Here is a 16,072-nt window from a genome sequence, read left to right as displayed (position 1 = left end):
TGTTTGTTTTTGTGAGTTCCGTATGGGTGTTTCGCGAAACGCCCTTACAAGATCTCCTTTATTATTTATTATTTTTATTTCTCTCGTCTGCTTCCCGTTTGGCACGATGCGGATCGGCCGGGTCGAACAACATGGCTGTACAGATGCAATATTTGCGGCCTGTACGTTCCAGGATGTCATGGTTTACACAACCATTGCAACCGCGCCAGAAGGATTCATCGTCTGTCAGGTCGGAAAATGTGACGGGTACATATCCCAGTTCCGTATTCATTTTCATTACAGCCGCCCCGGAGGTCAGACTGAATATTTTAGCTTTCGGCCAACGCATGCGAGCCAGCTGGAAAGTCATATCCTTAATACGTTTGGCAATGCCCAGCCCCCTGAAATCCGGGTGAACGATTAATCCGGAAGTCGTTACATACTGTTTATTTCCCCACGATTCTATATAACTGAAACCTGCAAACTTATCCCCTGCCAACGCAATGATTGCTTTCCCTTCAATCATTTTCTGGGCCACATATTCATGCGTACGCTTTGCGATACCGGTTCCGCGTACTTTGGCAGCGGCCTCAATAGTATCAAGAATTATGTCGACATATACCTCATGAGAGGCATCAGCGATCATTACATCGATTTCTGTTTCTTGTTCCATTTCTCTTAAGCTTGTTCTTAGTCTTCTTTTGTTTATAAACGGAAGATCCGTAGTCTCCCTTATCGCCCTTATATAAAATGTGATAATGCTTTTACTATTCTGTCACGGCTGATCCCTTCGCGCGGGATGATCAGGATCGTGTCGTCTCCGGCTATCGTCCCCAGTATTTCATGCGGAGCATGGGTGTCGATATCCGAAGCAATGCCCATCGCATATCCCGGTCTTGTCTTTACAACAGCCAGATTGCCGGAAAATTCGATGTTGGGATGATGCTGTGTCTGTGTTTTTTTTGGTTGTATCAACGCTGAATAATCAGGCAGACAATATACATAATCTCCGTTCGCATCGTGTACTTTGGCTACTTTCAGCTGCTTGATGTCGCGCGACAAAGTAGCTTGTGTAACCTGAAATCCGCTAGCTTCCAATTCTTTAAGCAGCTCTTCCTGATTACATATCGTCTTCGTCTGTATGATGCGACAAATAGCATCCAATCGTTCCTTTTTTGTACTCATGTTTGTATATTTATGCAAAACGGTTGCAAATATAAAGTGAATAATTGAATAAATATACATTTGGCTCCGGTTTTTTTGCATAATTATTTATCCTATATATCTCTTGAGCAAAAATGCCTTTATAATTGTTCTATTCTTATAAAGAAATGATAATTTTGTATCAGTAAAAACTAAATGAGAGAGATGAAGAAGATAACAGGTTTATTAATGGCGGTATTCTTACTGCTAAGTAGTTGTGGTAGTGTGCCTTTGACGGGAAGAAAACAGGTGTTGCTTGTTTCGGATCAGGAAGTGTTGTCATCTAGCCTGACACAATATGGCGATTATATGAAATCGGCAACGAAATCTACCGATAAGGCTAAGAGTGAAATGGTTACCCGGGTAGGGAAGAAGATTGCAGCGGCCACCGAAGCTTACCTGAAGGCGAATGGAATGGAAAGCGAGATCAAAAACTTCCAGTGGGAGTTTAACCTGGTGAAAGACAATCAGGTGAATGCTTTTTGTATGCCTGGTGGAAAGATCGTAGTTTACGAAGGATTATTGCCTTTGGTGTCGTCAGACGACGAACTGGCTGTCGTGGTAGGACACGAAGTGGCGCATGCCGTTGCCAAACATAGTAACGAACGCATGAGCCAGCAGTTGATGACCCAATACGGCGCAGCTATCCTGGGACAGGCAGTAAGTAATAAAAGTGCAGCCGTACAGACTGTGGCCAATACGGTCTATGGGGTAGGAGCACAATATGGCGTAATGTTGCCTTTCTCACGCAAACATGAATCGGAAGCCGATTATATGGGACTGGTATTTATGGCAATGGCCGGTTATAACCCCGAAGTGGCGGTGAACTTCTGGCAGAAGATGTCTGCCGGTAAGAATGGTTCGACTCCCGAGTTTATGAGTACGCACCCAAGCGATGCGACTCGTATAAACGATATTAAAAGATATCTTCCGGAGATTGAAAAATACCGGACAAAGAAATAAGACAATAGAATGGGGATTACACAGTGATCCCCATTTTTTTCATCAGGAAGCAGGCATTCATATTCTCTGCAACGCCTTCACGAAGCTGATAAGAGAAAGTCAACTCCTCGTTCGTGATATCTGCTTCAAAGCGGTAATTCTTTATCTGGTTCGGGAATTCCTTTTCCAGTTCGCCCAGCGCCAGGTCGTGTGTGGCGATAATTCCGCAGGTCTGGTAAGACACCAGCTGTTTCATCAGGGCCAACGAACCTTTCTGCTTATCGATGGAATTGGTTCCTTTCAATATTTCATCCAGGATAATAAATAACTTTTCTCCCTGGTGCAAACGGTCGATAATCATTTTCAGGCGTTTCAGTTCGGCAAAGAAATAAGACTCGTTGCTCACCAATGAATCGGATGTACGCAGGCTGGTCACCATCTTGGCCGGATATACAGTCAGCGAGTCGGCATAGACCGGAGCACCGATGCAAGCCAGCAGATAATTGACTCCTACAGTACGCAGATAGGTACTTTTACCGGCCATATTTGCCCCTGTAATGATCAGGAACCACGGACTTTTCTCGATGGATATATCATTCCGTACACAAACGTCGCGGCGAAGCAACGGATGCCCCAACGCTTTACCGCTCATTTTGAAATAAGCATCGGCTATTTCCGGATAAATATATCCCGGATGGTTGAAGGCAAATCCTCCCAGCGAACTGTAAGCGTCGAAACGTCCCAGGGCATCGAACCAACGGGGAATGTCTTCCGCATGCTGTTGTATCCAATTTTCCAACCTCATGGCTGTCCGGGTATCGCGTAAGATAAAGATGTTGAGGATAATTCCGATGAAACTGACGCGTTGGTCGAGGGCTCCGATACATTTCGACAGCTTCTTCAACGCTTTCGAGGCTGTCCCGTCTACCCCGGTAAACAGCTTGCTTATTTCCGACAATTCAGCCGATTTGAAAGCATCGCCTTCTATGCTTTTGATCAACAGGGAATAGGTGGAAAGTATCTTTTCCATCTTATTCACGGAGTTGTGAAGGTCAGTGATCTGTTTTGCCCGGATATTCGTAATAAGAAGTGCAATGGCAAAGAATATTCCGAAGGCAGATAAACCGATCACCTCCAATGCCAAACCTATAAATATAGCGACCCAGATGGCGGGAACAATCCAGATCAGGCATTTCCAAAGTGTCTTTGTGATAAAGTGGGGAGTATGCCGGGTCAATGAAGCCAGAGCACTTACGTCTCCTTTTTCTTTCGGGTACAGCCTTCCGGTGACAAAGAAATGTTGCCTTAGCTGGGTGAGCGTGCTTAGTTCCAGGATGGCTTCCTGGCGTTTGCCTATTTCCTGCTTGTCGGTCAGCGGATTGACAAACCAGTCGATAAGCGTCTCTTTCCCTACCGCTGTCACTGTCCGGTTGATCGACTGGAAGATCGAACGGTTGCCGAACAGGTCGAGATCCAGGCTGAACGAATGGTCGGCCGAACTCTTTTCCGGTGCTCCGTCGAAAGCGCTGAAATCATAATCCAGCCCCTTCAATTCATCATTGCATAATTTCACTAAGGTGTCTGCATATTCCTTTAAATAAGACAGATGTGTATGATAAGCCATTAATGCAATGAATGGGATAATGAACAATACGACTGTTCCGGCCAGCACTTGCCAGCCTTCTGCTTTCAGCAACCATATAGCTGCCACGAGGCCGGCTACCAGTAACAGGCGGATCGTTCCGCATAAATGCATTTTCTTTCTCAGACTATCCGAACGGCGTGTATAAGCTGTAATCGTTTCCTTATAATATTGGTATACTTTTTCCATGCGGACAAAGATATAAAAAATGAACATACCAGTTAAGAATTGGTTATTAATAAAAGGCAGGTTGCTGAAATGACTATAATTCAGATGATTTGGGAGAATCGTCTGTTTGTGGTAATAGTAACTTTGTTCTGTCTTGTAAAGTTTATATGATAACGTTTATGAAAAAGATAGCTTTGTTTCTGTTGGTATTGTTCATCCAGGGTTTTGCGAAAGTGACAGCCCAGGTACTTGTGAAAGATCCTAAGATGGAATATAATGCGGATAGTGTGCGTGCCGTATTGGATAAGGCTCCTTATTTTTCGCTGTTTAAGGATAACTATTTTATCGGTGGTACGACGATCGGCCATAAGCCGACCGCAGCCAATTCGGATGTGAAGTTCCAGTTGAGTATCGCCCAACGGTTAACCAAGAGTAAGTTACCTTTCGATACCTATCTTTTCATTCAATATACACAGAAAGCCTTTTGGAATGTCTTCCAGAAATCTCTCCCTATGCGCGACCTGAACTTCAACCCGGGAATAGGCTTGGGGCATCTGATCATTCATCACAATAAATATATAGGTAAAGGCTATCTGATGCTGGAACACGAATCGAACGGGAAAGACAGTACGGCTTCGCGCAGCTGGAATAAGGTTACATTTGCTACAGCCGTCGTTCTCAATAAAAATTGGGAAGCCCAGTTTAAAACATGGATACCGATCGTGGATGGTAAGTATAATAAGGATTTGTTGAAGTATAACGGTATATTCCAGGTGGCAACCAATTTCCGGACAGACAATAAGCGGTTTAACTGCGGAGTGATCCTGACGAAACGCAAAACCTGGCTCAGCTTTAATACGCAGGTCGAGTTAAGTTATAAGTTCAACAATAACGAGAACCAATATTTTTTCCTTCAATATTATAACGGATACGGAGAAAACCTGCTGGAATACAATCAGTTTAAAAGTATGCTACGGATCGGGTTTGTGATAAAACCGCAGGATTTCAGTATCTATTGAGAATCTGTTTCATAGAGTGATTGATGTTCTTCTTTCATTAATCTGCAAGCGTTACATGAAATAATTGCTTGTAAAATATCATATAATCTAAATAAAAACTATATTTGTAGTGTCACATGGAAGGATTATAGCGATAATCTGTTTTGTGGCAACATATATTTAGAAGTAAAGCATTTTTGCGATATTATTCCGGTAACACGAAATCCCCAATTTCAAAACTCATCGGGGTAATAGCAACAAAATGCCCATGCTAATTGTATATACTTATGTGTATAAAATATGGCGTGGGCTGTTGTCTATTATCATGGGTTAGGCATGGGGATGCCTCGTGTTACGGTAATAGCAGTAGCTTCACGCCTTTTTTGTGTCTTGAAACTACTGCTTTCTGTTATATCTGCTTTTATATTAATTTTTTCCAACTAATTAAGAGGGTGTACATCAGTTACTATCGCAACTGCCCGTCCGTGAGGATATGGCAGTTGATTTTTGACAACGAAAACAGGAGCTAGTATGATTAAAAAAACTTATCTGACAAGAGAAATGTTGCAGTCCAGAGTGAAAGAACTGGAAGGCGCTATGAAGCACATGGCTGTAAACAGTAAAGGCTTGGAATATGAAAATGTCCGTTTGAAGAGATTACTTTATAAATCCCTCCATATCGGTATTAATGCCGACGATATCGACCAGTACGATTATTCCGGCATTATCCTGGAAGAGGCAGCCAAAGAGCTTTCTTTGTCTATTCATTGCCTTGAATTATCCACCCGCGTAAAGAACGGCCTTACTGCCCTCGAAATAAAAACTGTAGCAGACCTTCTCCACGAAATCCGCGATTACAAGATGGAACGTATCAAGGAAAGGCGCATGCTCGGCAAGAAATCGGTTGCCGAAATACTGGACGCTCTGCGCAAGAAAGGGTGGGTGGATGAGTATAACAGGTGCTATTTGTTTGGGTATCTGTGAAGGTAACAGGCGTTCTGTCTTGTCTTTTTTCCCCACAATTTTTATCCACGTGGGGAATTATTCCCACTACTATGGGGAATACTGCCCATTTGTGTGGGGAATATTACCCATTTAAGTGGGGATTATAAGTAATAAAGGCCTAAAAGTATACAATTTCTTACCAATCGTATTGCTCTACATATTGGTCGAAAAGCGGATCGGTATGGATACCTTGTCGCATAAAGATCAGACGAATGATCTTTTGTTCGTCAGGGGTAATTAATCGTTCTTTCTTCTGGATGCGGTAAAGGGTTCCTTTACTAAAATTTGCATTTATTGCCCGCTTGATGGCAACTGCTTTGTTATGAGGCAGATCATCCAGTAAATGAGTAATCCCTAAAGCGTACCTGTCCTTTTGATCTGCTTTGAAAAAGGGACAGTTATCTGCTTGTGGCGTTGTGCAATCGGGGTTTACGATCGAGAAAACTGTCCGTTCCGGTGTGAGTTGTTTCGAAACGAGATAACGTAGGCATTTCGTAGAGTGCTTGCATTGTTCATTCAGACAGTAAGCAAATTCATAAGGGACGGATTCGTATTTTGATTCAGGTTTCATGTGCGTTGTATTTAGTTGAGGTAAACTTACGGTTTATTTTTGGAATATGGAGGATATACAGTGGGAAAATAATATGTAGATATTTTTTTTTCAACGCTGCATGAATAATATATGGTAAAAGTTCTTGCTGAGAATTATACTTTTGTATATTTGTGAAAATAAATTTAATTGAATATGAGATTTAAACTAACCTTACAAGTACAACCGCATGCTTTAGGACGTGAATTACCTCTGAATTATAGCTATGAGTGTAGTGCAGCAATTTATAGGATATTGTCCCGTAGTGATGAAAATTACTCGTTATGGCTGCATGAAAATGGTTTTATTACCGGTGGAAAACGTTTCAAATTATTTACCTTTTCAAATTTCATAGTTCCCCAATATGGAATAGACAAACAACGCCAGCGTTTAATAATAAAATCGGATACTGTTGAATGGTTTATTAGCTTTCTACCTGAGAAAAGTACGCAACAGTTTATAGAAGGTGTATTTCGTCAGCAGGGCTTTCAGATTGCTGATAAAATATCAGGTGTCGAGTTTCAGGTGCGTGAGGTACAAGTTATGCCGCCACTAAACTATCAGAAAGAGATGTGTTTTGAGACATTATCTCCTGTTTGCGTTTCAAAGCGTAGGGATGATGGGAAATCTGACTATCTGTCTCCTTCCGATCCTTCCTATGTGAGAGGACTCCTTACGGGGCTGTTGGCTCGTTATGATGCTTATTATGGAAAAGAGTATGAGGGAGAAGTCTATTGTGATTTCCAGGTGCTCAATGAACCAAAGTCTGTTTTAGTAAAGATAAAAGCAGGAACACCTCAACAAACATTTGTACGTGGCTATCGGTATCGTTTTAAAGTAAGCTTACCGGAACCCTTGATGAAGATCGGCTATGAAAGCGGATGGGGAGAGAAAGGGGCGATCGGGTTTGGAGCCTTGGGAGTAGTTGAAATATGAGATTGCATGAAAAACCCCAAATGCGGGTTGGGCATTTGGGGTAGGAGTGCGATTGATAAATAATTCTTATTTCAATTCTATACTGTGCAAAGATAGATATTTTTAGTGGTATTCTTGACTATAGATATATAAGGAATAGTGAATTTTGTAAATACTTCTTTGGCCGACATTTTGGATAGATTGATTTTTTTGCTTTCCTTTGCTGACAAAATGAAAAATGTATAGTATGAAAATTCAACTGTTATTTCGGTGTTCTACGAAAAATGTAGATATAAAAATTGTATTAAAAGCAACTATTCAGATAATTATTGTTATCTATGTTTTGCTAAAGATAGGGGTAATCGTACTTGGATAGAATTATTAATAGTCTGCTTATTATAGCTTATGCAAATAGTAAAATATTATACAGGCAATCCTATGCTGAACAATGCTTTGATGACAGTTAAAGCATTGGCTGGTTTATCTTCTATATCAGAGTTGACAGCCGAAATGTTAAAGAAGGTGATAACGAAGGTTCATGAAGAATTACCATACTCTCTGATGAGTCTCAATTTGAGATTTAAAAGTTATACAATGCTATTTACCAAGAATGGGCCTTTGTACAATGACAAAAAGTTAGGAAAGCAGATTTATCAGAGTCTACTGCTGAAGATTATAGATGAATTTAAAAATGAAGGAGATAGCGTTTGTGATATTTCAGGTTTACGATATGAAAAATCTTTCTCTCAACTTTTTTCTGAAATATTGATTGATTTGGGTGTTTCGAAAAAAGATGTGGAAAAAAAAGATTTGACTTTGAATAGATGCTGGTTCCCTTTACTTGGTGGATTGGGATCTGATGCTCAAGCATTGCCAATGGCTAAGTATACATATAATGTACATCCAATTTTTATTGTGATTCTTCAGTTTCTTCCATTGTCAGCTCTTATATTTAAGAAGGGAATCTTATTGGTTGATTCTTCCAATATTGCACTTTGTGAAAGTTATATTCAAGAAAATGTAAAAGTTGTGATAGGCGAGGCAAAAAACATGTCGACAGGTTTACCTATTGAGAATATAAAATTTTATACCAAAGGACATTATATAGTGAAAGCTCTTGATATGATGCTAGCTGCTGATATGGATTTTGAGTGTTCGGAATTTAACCTTTGGAGTTTTTCTAATTCAGGAGCAGGAGCAAGTTGTGGAATAGATCGCATACCAAGTCAGTTATTATTGAAGTTAGATATACTGTATGTGAGACATAAGAATGAAATAACAAATATTCTTCATAATTCAGTATATGCAAATAGTTTTTTGAATTGCCTGGACTCCAATAATGAATGGTTTGGACTATATCCAGCTAAGAACTATGAAGGCGTTTCTGTGGAATTTTTTGAATCTTACTGGGGAGTTATAGGACAGAAAAAAGAAACTGAAATAGCCAAATATATAGCATATCTTATTTCTAAATATAAATCAGGTAATTTTGAAAAATATTTAGGAAAAACGGATGCGTATGATTGTAAAATCTATAATTATAAGGATGAGTTGAATAAAGTCTTGCTGCAAGCTACCCAAAAAGGAGAATGGTCTTTTAATCATCAGTTGTATATACAAGATTATAAAGAAGATATACCGGTATGGTTTGCTTCTTATAGTTTATATAAGCTTATACATTATTATTACCAAAAAGGAATATATAATACAGAATTACCAATAATAGTGACTCCCGATAATAATCAGGCCAGATTGTGTCGATGGATTATCAGTCTAATTAGCAGGGAAGATATGAAGTATCAGAACGATATGAAAGATCGTATTTTACATGGCGAGGATTCTGATAATTCTATTTTTGATGAATTGTTGATTAGAGGATGTTGTGATCGGAATGTGAGTATTTATACTGTTTTTCCTCTATTATACAATGAGGAAGGCAGGAAAAATGTGCGGGGATTGAAGTCGTTATTACGATATTATTATACTTCTTCCGAATTATTTCTGGATGGAGATTTATGTATTTTCCCGAAAATGGTTATATCAAACGACTATCAACAGTGGTTTGAATCTATCGATTCATTCGTTATGGCATATCTCCGGTATCGAATGGAGAAGGTTGTCAATCATGAAAAGGAGGGTGAATATGTAAAGAAAATCTTTAAAAGTATTCCTAAAGAGGATTTACGCGAACAGCGTATTTGGTTTAAAGATATTCTCGACAGATTGAATGATTACGGAAAGGAAGGAAGCTGGGAGGAGGATTTACTTGTTTACGATCCAATGGGAAACTATAACTTCTCTACCTTTATATATGCCGTCCGAATGAAATTTAGTAAAGTTGTATATGAATATTCAAAAGTTAAAACAGAAAATTAACCTAATAGAAAGAAATTATGAATGAATTAAGAAACATTGCTGGAGATATTTTGTGTGATGCAACTGCTACATTTTTAAATGGAGCAGGATTGGCTACCGGTGAGGATCAGAATACGGTTTTGCCAAAGTTGTTTAAAGAGACAATAAACGGACGAAAGGAAGATGTTCCTTATGTTTCTGCACAGTCATGGAGGCGTTGGTTAAGAGATACTTCCAATGAAGAGAACAATTGGACTCCAAGTGAATTGCATGCTATTGATTTTAACGCCAAAGGTTCTACAGCTAAAATCTCTACAGAATTGAATCCGATTGATTATCCGGAGGATGATTTATTTGGCTATATGAAAAGTGGGAGCAAAGGAGAAGAAAGTATTCAGAGAACTTCACCATTTAAGACTTCTATTTTGAGGGGGATAAGAAATATGAGAGCATTGAGCACTGATGATGCATTTGTTTTCCCTAAAAATGGCAGTCCTTTACCTTATTCTACCAAATTTTATTCTACTCACCTGGAAGGATTTTTTAATTTGGAATATTATCGTTTAGGCATGTACGTTAATACTTCCAGTCGTCAGGAATTATCATCGGAGTTGATAGAAAAATATACTTCAGATCTGTCTGTAGATACTATTCAAAAGAATGTCATTCGATATACATTGAAAGATGCGGAACAAATTCGTAAGGCAAGAGCTGCAGGTTTGTTGAGAGGTTTGGCATATCTTCGTGGTGGAGCTAAAATGGCGGCTTTTGGTGCTGATGTATCTCCTAAAGTGATTGTATTTGCGGGACTTTCTTCGGCTAATCCCTGTTTTAATAATCTTTTTATCGGTAAGGGGGAAAAGCCGGAATTAAATATTGCTTTGATTGAAGAAATAGCTCAAGATTATGCTGATAAATTGGCAACGCCTATTCATATCGGTATCAGGAGTGGATATCTGGGAAATGAAGATCAGGTGAAAGCATTGGTAGAAAAGGGTTTTGTCGTAGATTCTCCGGCAAGTGTGGTTAAATCTTTTATCGCTAATTATTTAAGCTGATGGATAAAGTTCTGGAAATAAAATTTTCAGGATGGACTGCGACTCCGAGGCTTCCTTTTGTTCTTTCCGGGAATGCTCTTTGTATGCCGGTTCCTTCTTATTCCCTTATTCTGGGAATAGTGGGGTGTTGTTTAGGACGTATTGTCTCCCCAAAAGAAGTAAAGATCGGCTATCAATACGACTATGATACTGTTGCTGTTGATATTGAGACGAGAAGACGCTTGCAGTTTGATGGAAAAAGGATTAAAGTGCATGATAAAGGAAGCGATGCTTATCAACGTGAGTTTCATGTCAACCCGAGATTGACTGTCTGGATTGACAGAACTGATTGGAAAGAGTTTTTTGATTGCCCGATAGGTACGCCTTCTTTAGGTAGATCACAGGATTTATTACAGATTTGTGAGGTTACTATAAAGGAGATTACCTCTGTTCCTGAAACAGAATTAGCAGGATGTATGATTCCGTTTGATCCGGAACATATAATTCCGGGACAGTTGATACAACTTGCTGAGGCTTTTGAGGAGAATGAGACAATAGGGAGCGGCAGAATGCCGACCCGGTCGTCTATGTTTGTTGCAATTCATCCGGATTCGGATAAAAAAATAAAAGTTATCCGGAATCATTTATATCAAATAAAGGATGATCCGTCAATCGGTTTTTATCTACATTCTTTTTATGGAGATTGAAGATCTAAAGAAGGTGATGGCCAAAGGTGATGGAAAAACAACTTTGGTTGATCATACATTAGCAGTTATAAGGACAGGGTTGGCTTTGCTCCAGTCCTTGTCCTTATCAGATGATGTTAGAGGTTTGTTGAAAGAAAAATTTGTAATTGCTGCCACATTGCATGATTTAGGCAAGGTACATCCTCTGTTTCAAAAGCGTTTAGCCGGGGATAAAATTGTGACTATACGCCATGAATTGGTCTCACTTTGGTTTTGTACGCAATTTTTAAACATCGACGATGATATTCTTTTTGCAATAGTTACTCATCATAAATGTATTGAAGGTGCTGATGCTGGTAAATGTTTTGATTTATATGATTTGATTAAAACTGACTTCAAGCAGTTGCATGATGACTCTTTAGGAACTATGGATGTCTCCACTCTTAAAAATTGGTTGGAACTGTTCCCTTTAGATGTAGATTTAAAATTAGCCGGACAACAAGAAGCTGTTATTTATGGAAAGAGGTTGAAAACTCTAAGGAAAAAGTTTCAGCATGAAATTTTATCTTTAGATGAGCGAAAGTGGTATTCGTTGTTGAGAGCGTTATTACAGGCTGCAGATCATATTGCTTCGGCCGGTATTATTTCCGTTCCTAAATATGAAGATATAACACTAGAAGATATACAACCGAAGAAAGATGGTGTTGTTCTCCCATTCAGACATTTTCAGGAAGTAATGCTTACATGGAAAGGAGATGTTGTTTTGCATGCTCCGACCGGTTCCGGTAAAACGGAAGCTGCATTAATTTGGATATTGGCAAATCAGACGGATAATAACCGGCTTATTTATCTTCTTCCTTATACAGCTTCTATTAATGCAATGGTGAATCGCCTGAAAGCAGTATATAACAAAGATTCTGTTATCGTTCAGCATTCTAAGTCATTGAACTTTATATATGATGAGTTGGTAAATGAGGATTCTAATATTAAAAAGAACTATCGGGAGTTGGAAGCTGCTGCCAGAAATAAGAACTCTTTAACGCGTGAGATTTATTATCCGGTAAAAGTAGCTACACTTCATCAGGTATTGCGTACACCATTGTATGGAAAAGGCTGGGAGTTCTCTACCTTGGATTATCAGAATGCGCTGTTTATTATCGATGAGTTTCATGCTTATAATGCATTGCTTACAGGAATGATGCTAGGGACTGTACGTTTGTTTCGAAAAAATTTCCATGCAAAGTTTATGTTTATGTCCGCTACTATACCTGACTTTTTGTTGGAAAAGATAATAATGGAGGTATATGAGGGTGATAGAAGTGTACTTCTCCGTCCGGATAGTAAATTTGAATCGGATGCTGTCATAATAGGACGAAAGCGTCATCATTTAGTTTGTCATGATGGTGAAGGTATTATGCAAGCGATTCCGGATATTGAGAATGCTTTGGAGTCAGGACTTTCAGTCTTGGTTATCGTAAATAATGTACGGACTTGTCAGCAGCTTTTTGAGAATATAGATTTTGATGAGAGCAAAAAAATGATGCTTCATGGCGGATTTAATCTTAAGTCAAGAAAAGAGATAGAAAAAGTGATAACTCATGAAGATCGATCTAAACGTCCTCAATTACTGGTTGCTACTCAGGCTGTTGAAGTTAGCCTTGATATTGACTATAATATGGCATTTATAGAAAATGCTCCTATTGATGCATTAATTCAACGTTTTGGACGTGTTAATAGGAATGGGAGTCTTTGTGATGAATATGGTAATAAGATAATGGCTGAAATTCATCTTTTTGAAAATATAGAAGGAAGAACCCCTTTTTATGATGATATGCTTCTACAAAATACGTGGTGTTTTTTATCACAACTTGATGGAGTGGATCTTTCTGAAAATGACCTGGTAGATGTATGTAATAATGTATATAAAGAGGGTTATACTGGAGAACAGGCAGATGATTTTAACCAAGGTTTATTAGCAGTGAAGAACTTTGAAAGAGATTGGATTGCTGGATTTTGTGCAGATTGGGTAGATCTCCTTTTTGATAGGAATAATCAGAAGATAGATATCTTATGTGATAATTTGTATCCTGATTATTGTATGCTCATAGAAGAACAAAGATACATTGAAGCAAACGAGTTATTGGTTTCGGTTTATCCTTACCATAAAGCAAAGTTTGTAACTTTATGCAAGAATGAAAATAAAAAAGGTCTTAAAGTCCTTAAGGTTGAGGATTTATACTATGATCAGGAAAAAGGATGTATAGAGAAAGTAGCAGAATCTTATGAGATAATGTAATTTCTTTTATTCTAAATTAAATATTATGCAAATCACCGGAACACATTTCAATTATTATCAAATATGCAAACGAAAACTTTGGTTGTTTGCTAATGGTATCAATTTTGAGCATACTTCAGATTTGGTGTATGAGGGGAAATTGATCCATGAAGATTCTTATCCACAACGTTCAAGTAAATATGAAGAGGTTGAGATCGATGGGATTAAAGTGGATTATTATGATGCAGCGAACAAAGTAATTCATGAGATAAAAAAATCTGATAAAATAGAAACAGCACATGAATGGCAGTTGAAATATTATTTATATGTCTTTGAGCGTAATGGTATCGTTGGTTGTTCCGGTATTTTGGAGTATCCCACTTTGAGACAGACAAAACAAGTCGTGTTAAGTGATGTTGACAGAGAGGTGCTGGAAGATATGAAAGGAGAGATCAGCAAAATAATTCATTCAGAGACTTGCCCTCTTAAAGATAAAAAGCGTATCTGTAAAAACTGTAGTTATTATGATTTTTGTTATACTGTAGAACCTGATGATTTATGAAAAAGACATTTTATTTGTTCAATCCCGGAATATTGGAGCGAAAAGATAATACCTTGAAATTTATTCCTTATTCAGATGACGAGGATGGACGAGAGGTTTTGGGGACTCCCCGGTATTTGCCTATTGAAGATATCAATGAATTTTATGTGTTCGGCTCTTTGCGTGCCAATAGTTCATTGTTTAATTTTCTGGGACAGAAAGATATTGCGATGCATTTCTTTGATTATTATGAGAACTATACAGGCTCGTTTATGCCGCGGGACTCTTTGCTTTCAGGAAGGATGATTTTAGCTCAAACATCTGCCTATCAATCGAAAAAGAAACGTATGGTAATTGCACGAAAGTTTATTGAAGGAGCAGCCTATAATATGGTAAAAAATCTTCAGTATTATAATCGTAGAGGAAAAGACATGGCTGATATTATGGATATAATCAGTAATTATGCTGAGAAAATTTCGGATACGGAGTCTGTAGATGAATTGATGGGAGTAGAAGGAATGATCCGTCAAACATATTATGAGGCATTCAATTTGATCTTAAATGAATTCGAAATGGGCTCCCGGACAAAACAACCTCCACAGAATGAAGTAAATGCTTTAATGTCGTTCGGAAACATGATGTGCTATACTTTATGTTTGAGGGCTATACATCAAACACAGCTTAACCCGACGATCAGTTATTTACATACCCCTGGCGAGCGACGTTATTCATTAGCCTTGGATGTGGCTGAGATTTTTAAACCTATCATTGTAGATCGAGTGATATTTAAGGTTCTAAATCGTAAAGAGATACAAAGTAAGCATTTTGATAAGAAGTTAAACAAATGCTTGCTAAACTCGTCAGGAAAAAAGATATTTGTAAAAGCGATTGAAGATCGGTTGGAGGAAACGATACAGCATCGTTCGTTGGGTAGAAAAGTTAGCTATAGACATTTGATCAAACTGGAATGTTATAAGTTAGCTAAGCATTTATTAGAAATAGAGGAATATAAACCTTTTAAAATGTATTGGTAATGTATGTGATCTTAGTTTATGATTGTGGAGAAAAACGGGTCGCGAAGATGTTAAAACTTTGTCGGCGTTATTTGAACTGGATCCAGAATTCTGTCTTTGAAGGTGAGATATCCGAAGTTCGTCTAAAGGAGTTGATAATGCAGGCAGAAACCTTTATGGATAAGACCTGCGATAGTATCATTATTTTTAAGAATGCTTCAAAAGTGACAATGGATAAGCAGATTGTAGGTAGAGAATGCAGCTCTATTGATATATTCCTGTAACAATAGATATTTGTCGATCCTGTAATTTTTGAAATATACAGTGGTTGAAAATATGAAATAAGCTCTTTGACTTGTTGATTTATAGCTGTTTATGTGATATGTCGATCTCCAGTGTTTTTTATATTATTGGAGGTCGACATATTTTATCAGGAAAAATGGTTGTTTTTAAATTTTGAACTTATTGATATTTATAAGTTTATGTTTTTGGGACGATAAGGTATTAATTGAACTTAGTAGAATAGAAATTTGTTGATATACGGTTGATTACGCCCAATGGTATGTATTAATTGAACTTAGTAGAATAGAAATGAAGAAGGTTTTTCTGTAGATACCATATTGGAAAAAGTATTAATTGAACTTAGTAGAATAGAAATTATTCATATGAGCGATTTTAAATCACGCCTGATCGGTATTAATTGAACTTAGTAGAATAGAAATAG

The 16,072-nt window shown here is 38.2% G+C and carries 15 protein-coding genes and 1 CRISPR repeat array; of the genes, 11 read left to right on the top strand and 4 right to left on the bottom strand.

The window, feature by feature from the left end; translation table 11 throughout:
* Nucleotides 1-61 precede the first annotated feature (61 nt).
* Together HMPREF1212_RS17000 and argR are read right to left on the bottom strand one after the other, a co-directional pair.
* The gene (locus HMPREF1212_RS17000) at nt 62-652 is read right to left on the bottom strand and encodes a GNAT family N-acetyltransferase (RefSeq protein WP_046150134.1); all 591 of its coding nucleotides are present in this window, start codon (nt 650-652) and stop codon (nt 62-64) included.
* 68 nt (nt 653-720) lie between these two features.
* Nucleotides 721-1,164: an arginine repressor gene (argR, locus tag HMPREF1212_RS16995; protein WP_028727923.1), complete on the bottom strand. Its 444-nt coding sequence runs from the start codon at nt 1,162-1,164 to the stop codon at nt 721-723.
* Between the two features lie 183 nt (nt 1,165-1,347).
* Between argR and HMPREF1212_RS16990 the strand changes: the two genes are divergently transcribed.
* Nucleotides 1,348-2,145: a M48 family metallopeptidase gene (locus HMPREF1212_RS16990; protein WP_028727922.1), complete on the top strand. Its 798-nt coding sequence runs from the start codon at nt 1,348-1,350 to the stop codon at nt 2,143-2,145.
* A 16-nt stretch (nt 2,146-2,161) separates the two neighbouring features.
* Here HMPREF1212_RS16990 and HMPREF1212_RS16985 read toward each other — a convergent pair whose 3' ends face one another.
* On the bottom strand, nt 2,162-3,955 hold the full coding sequence (locus tag HMPREF1212_RS16985) for a MutS family DNA mismatch repair protein (RefSeq protein ID WP_046150459.1): 1,794 nt from the start codon (nt 3,953-3,955) through the stop codon (nt 2,162-2,164).
* Nucleotides 3,956-4,113: 158 nt separating this feature from the next.
* On the opposite strand from HMPREF1212_RS16985, the gene HMPREF1212_RS16980 reads away from it, so the two are divergent.
* A complete protein-coding gene (locus HMPREF1212_RS16980) occupies nt 4,114-4,953 on the top strand; it encodes a phospholipase A (protein ID WP_046150458.1) in 840 nt (279 codons plus the stop codon).
* A 510-nt stretch (nt 4,954-5,463) separates the two neighbouring features.
* Nucleotides 5,464-5,916, top strand: coding sequence for a DNA-directed RNA polymerase subunit alpha C-terminal domain-containing protein (locus HMPREF1212_RS16975; protein WP_046150133.1), 453 nt, complete (start codon nt 5,464-5,466; stop codon nt 5,914-5,916).
* 157 nt (nt 5,917-6,073) lie between these two features.
* On the opposite strand, the gene HMPREF1212_RS16970 is transcribed toward HMPREF1212_RS16975, so the two are convergent.
* Nucleotides 6,074-6,508 carry a DUF6078 family protein gene (locus HMPREF1212_RS16970; RefSeq protein ID WP_046150132.1) on the bottom strand — a complete coding sequence of 145 codons (435 nt, stop codon included), beginning with the start codon at nt 6,506-6,508 and terminating at the stop codon, nt 6,074-6,076.
* A gap of 174 nt (nt 6,509-6,682) precedes the next feature.
* Between HMPREF1212_RS16970 and cas6 the strand changes: the two genes are divergently transcribed.
* From cas6 to cas2, 8 genes are all read left to right on the top strand, one after another.
* Nucleotides 6,683-7,462 carry a CRISPR-associated endoribonuclease Cas6 gene (cas6, locus tag HMPREF1212_RS16965; protein ID WP_046150131.1) on the top strand — a complete coding sequence of 260 codons (780 nt, stop codon included), beginning with the start codon at nt 6,683-6,685 and terminating at the stop codon, nt 7,460-7,462.
* Between the two features lie 417 nt (nt 7,463-7,879).
* Nucleotides 7,880-9,817: a hypothetical protein gene (locus tag HMPREF1212_RS16960; protein WP_157317037.1), complete on the top strand. Its 1,938-nt coding sequence runs from the start codon at nt 7,880-7,882 to the stop codon at nt 9,815-9,817.
* 17 nt (nt 9,818-9,834) lie between these two features.
* Nucleotides 9,835-10,854 carry a type I-B CRISPR-associated protein Cas7/Cst2/DevR gene (gene cas7i, locus HMPREF1212_RS16955; RefSeq protein ID WP_046150129.1) on the top strand — a complete coding sequence of 340 codons (1,020 nt, stop codon included), beginning with the start codon at nt 9,835-9,837 and terminating at the stop codon, nt 10,852-10,854.
* Nucleotides 10,854-11,540 (top strand): hypothetical protein, encoded by a 687-nt coding sequence (locus tag HMPREF1212_RS16950; protein WP_046150128.1) that lies wholly within the window; start codon nt 10,854-10,856, stop codon nt 11,538-11,540. The genes cas7i and HMPREF1212_RS16950 overlap by 1 nt, the downstream gene beginning before the upstream one ends.
* Nucleotides 11,530-13,815, top strand: a complete 2,286-nt coding sequence (cas3, locus tag HMPREF1212_RS16945; RefSeq protein ID WP_198293274.1) for a CRISPR-associated helicase Cas3' — start codon at nt 11,530-11,532, stop codon at nt 13,813-13,815. Before HMPREF1212_RS16950 ends, cas3 begins: the two co-directional genes overlap by 11 nt.
* A 25-nt stretch (nt 13,816-13,840) precedes the next feature.
* Nucleotides 13,841-14,356: a CRISPR-associated protein Cas4 gene (cas4, locus tag HMPREF1212_RS16940; RefSeq protein WP_028727913.1), complete on the top strand. Its 516-nt coding sequence runs from the start codon at nt 13,841-13,843 to the stop codon at nt 14,354-14,356.
* Nucleotides 14,353-15,369, top strand: a complete 1,017-nt coding sequence (gene cas1b / locus HMPREF1212_RS16935) for a type I-B CRISPR-associated endonuclease Cas1b (RefSeq protein ID WP_028727912.1) — start codon at nt 14,353-14,355, stop codon at nt 15,367-15,369. Before cas4 ends, cas1b begins: the two co-directional genes overlap by 4 nt.
* Nucleotides 15,369-15,632, top strand: coding sequence for a CRISPR-associated endonuclease Cas2 (gene cas2, locus HMPREF1212_RS16930; protein ID WP_046150126.1), 264 nt, complete (start codon nt 15,369-15,371; stop codon nt 15,630-15,632). The genes cas1b and cas2 overlap by 1 nt, the downstream gene beginning before the upstream one ends.
* 217 nt (nt 15,633-15,849) lie before the next feature.
* Nucleotides 15,850-16,070: a CRISPR direct-repeat array (repeat unit 29 nt; unit sequence GTATTAATTGAACTTAGTAGAATAGAAAT).
* Nucleotides 16,071-16,072 lie beyond the last annotated feature (2 nt).

It is taken from the genome of Parabacteroides sp. HGS0025 (genome assembly GCF_000969845.1).
GTDB lineage: Bacteria > Bacteroidota > Bacteroidia > Bacteroidales > Tannerellaceae > Parabacteroides > Parabacteroides gordonii.
Note: the sequence above shows the minus strand (reverse complement) of the source record. Positions and strands in the feature narration are given on the sequence as shown.

What these genes read in the sequence shown, in the direction of transcription:
- HMPREF1212_RS16975 (WP_046150133.1), top strand. Translation starts at nt 5,464, where the DNA reads ATGATTAAAAAAACTTATCTGACAAGAGAAATGTTGCAGTCCAGAGTG.
- HMPREF1212_RS16950 (WP_046150128.1), top strand. Translation starts at nt 10,854, where the DNA reads ATGGATAAAGTTCTGGAAATAAAATTTTCAGGATGGACTGCGACTCCG.
- argR (WP_028727923.1), bottom strand. Translation starts at nt 1,164, where the DNA reads ATGAGTACAAAAAAGGAACGATTGGATGCTATTTGTCGCATCATACAG.
- HMPREF1212_RS16985 (WP_046150459.1), bottom strand. Translation starts at nt 3,955, where the DNA reads ATGGAAAAAGTATACCAATATTATAAGGAAACGATTACAGCTTATACA.
- HMPREF1212_RS16970 (WP_046150132.1), bottom strand. Translation starts at nt 6,508, where the DNA reads ATGAAACCTGAATCAAAATACGAATCCGTCCCTTATGAATTTGCTTAC.
- cas4 (WP_028727913.1), top strand. Translation starts at nt 13,841, where the DNA reads ATGCAAATCACCGGAACACATTTCAATTATTATCAAATATGCAAACGA.
- cas6 (WP_046150131.1), top strand. Translation starts at nt 6,683, where the DNA reads ATGAGATTTAAACTAACCTTACAAGTACAACCGCATGCTTTAGGACGT.
- cas7i (WP_046150129.1), top strand. Translation starts at nt 9,835, where the DNA reads ATGAATGAATTAAGAAACATTGCTGGAGATATTTTGTGTGATGCAACT.
- cas2 (WP_046150126.1), top strand. Translation starts at nt 15,369, where the DNA reads ATGTATGTGATCTTAGTTTATGATTGTGGAGAAAAACGGGTCGCGAAG.
- HMPREF1212_RS16990 (WP_028727922.1), top strand. Translation starts at nt 1,348, where the DNA reads ATGAAGAAGATAACAGGTTTATTAATGGCGGTATTCTTACTGCTAAGT.
- HMPREF1212_RS17000 (WP_046150134.1), bottom strand. Translation starts at nt 652, where the DNA reads ATGGAACAAGAAACAGAAATCGATGTAATGATCGCTGATGCCTCTCAT.
- HMPREF1212_RS16960 (WP_157317037.1), top strand. Translation starts at nt 7,880, where the DNA reads ATGCTGAACAATGCTTTGATGACAGTTAAAGCATTGGCTGGTTTATCT.
- HMPREF1212_RS16980 (WP_046150458.1), top strand. Translation starts at nt 4,114, where the DNA reads ATGAAAAAGATAGCTTTGTTTCTGTTGGTATTGTTCATCCAGGGTTTT.
- cas3 (WP_198293274.1), top strand. Translation starts at nt 11,530, where the DNA reads ATGGAGATTGAAGATCTAAAGAAGGTGATGGCCAAAGGTGATGGAAAA.
- cas1b (WP_028727912.1), top strand. Translation starts at nt 14,353, where the DNA reads ATGAAAAAGACATTTTATTTGTTCAATCCCGGAATATTGGAGCGAAAA.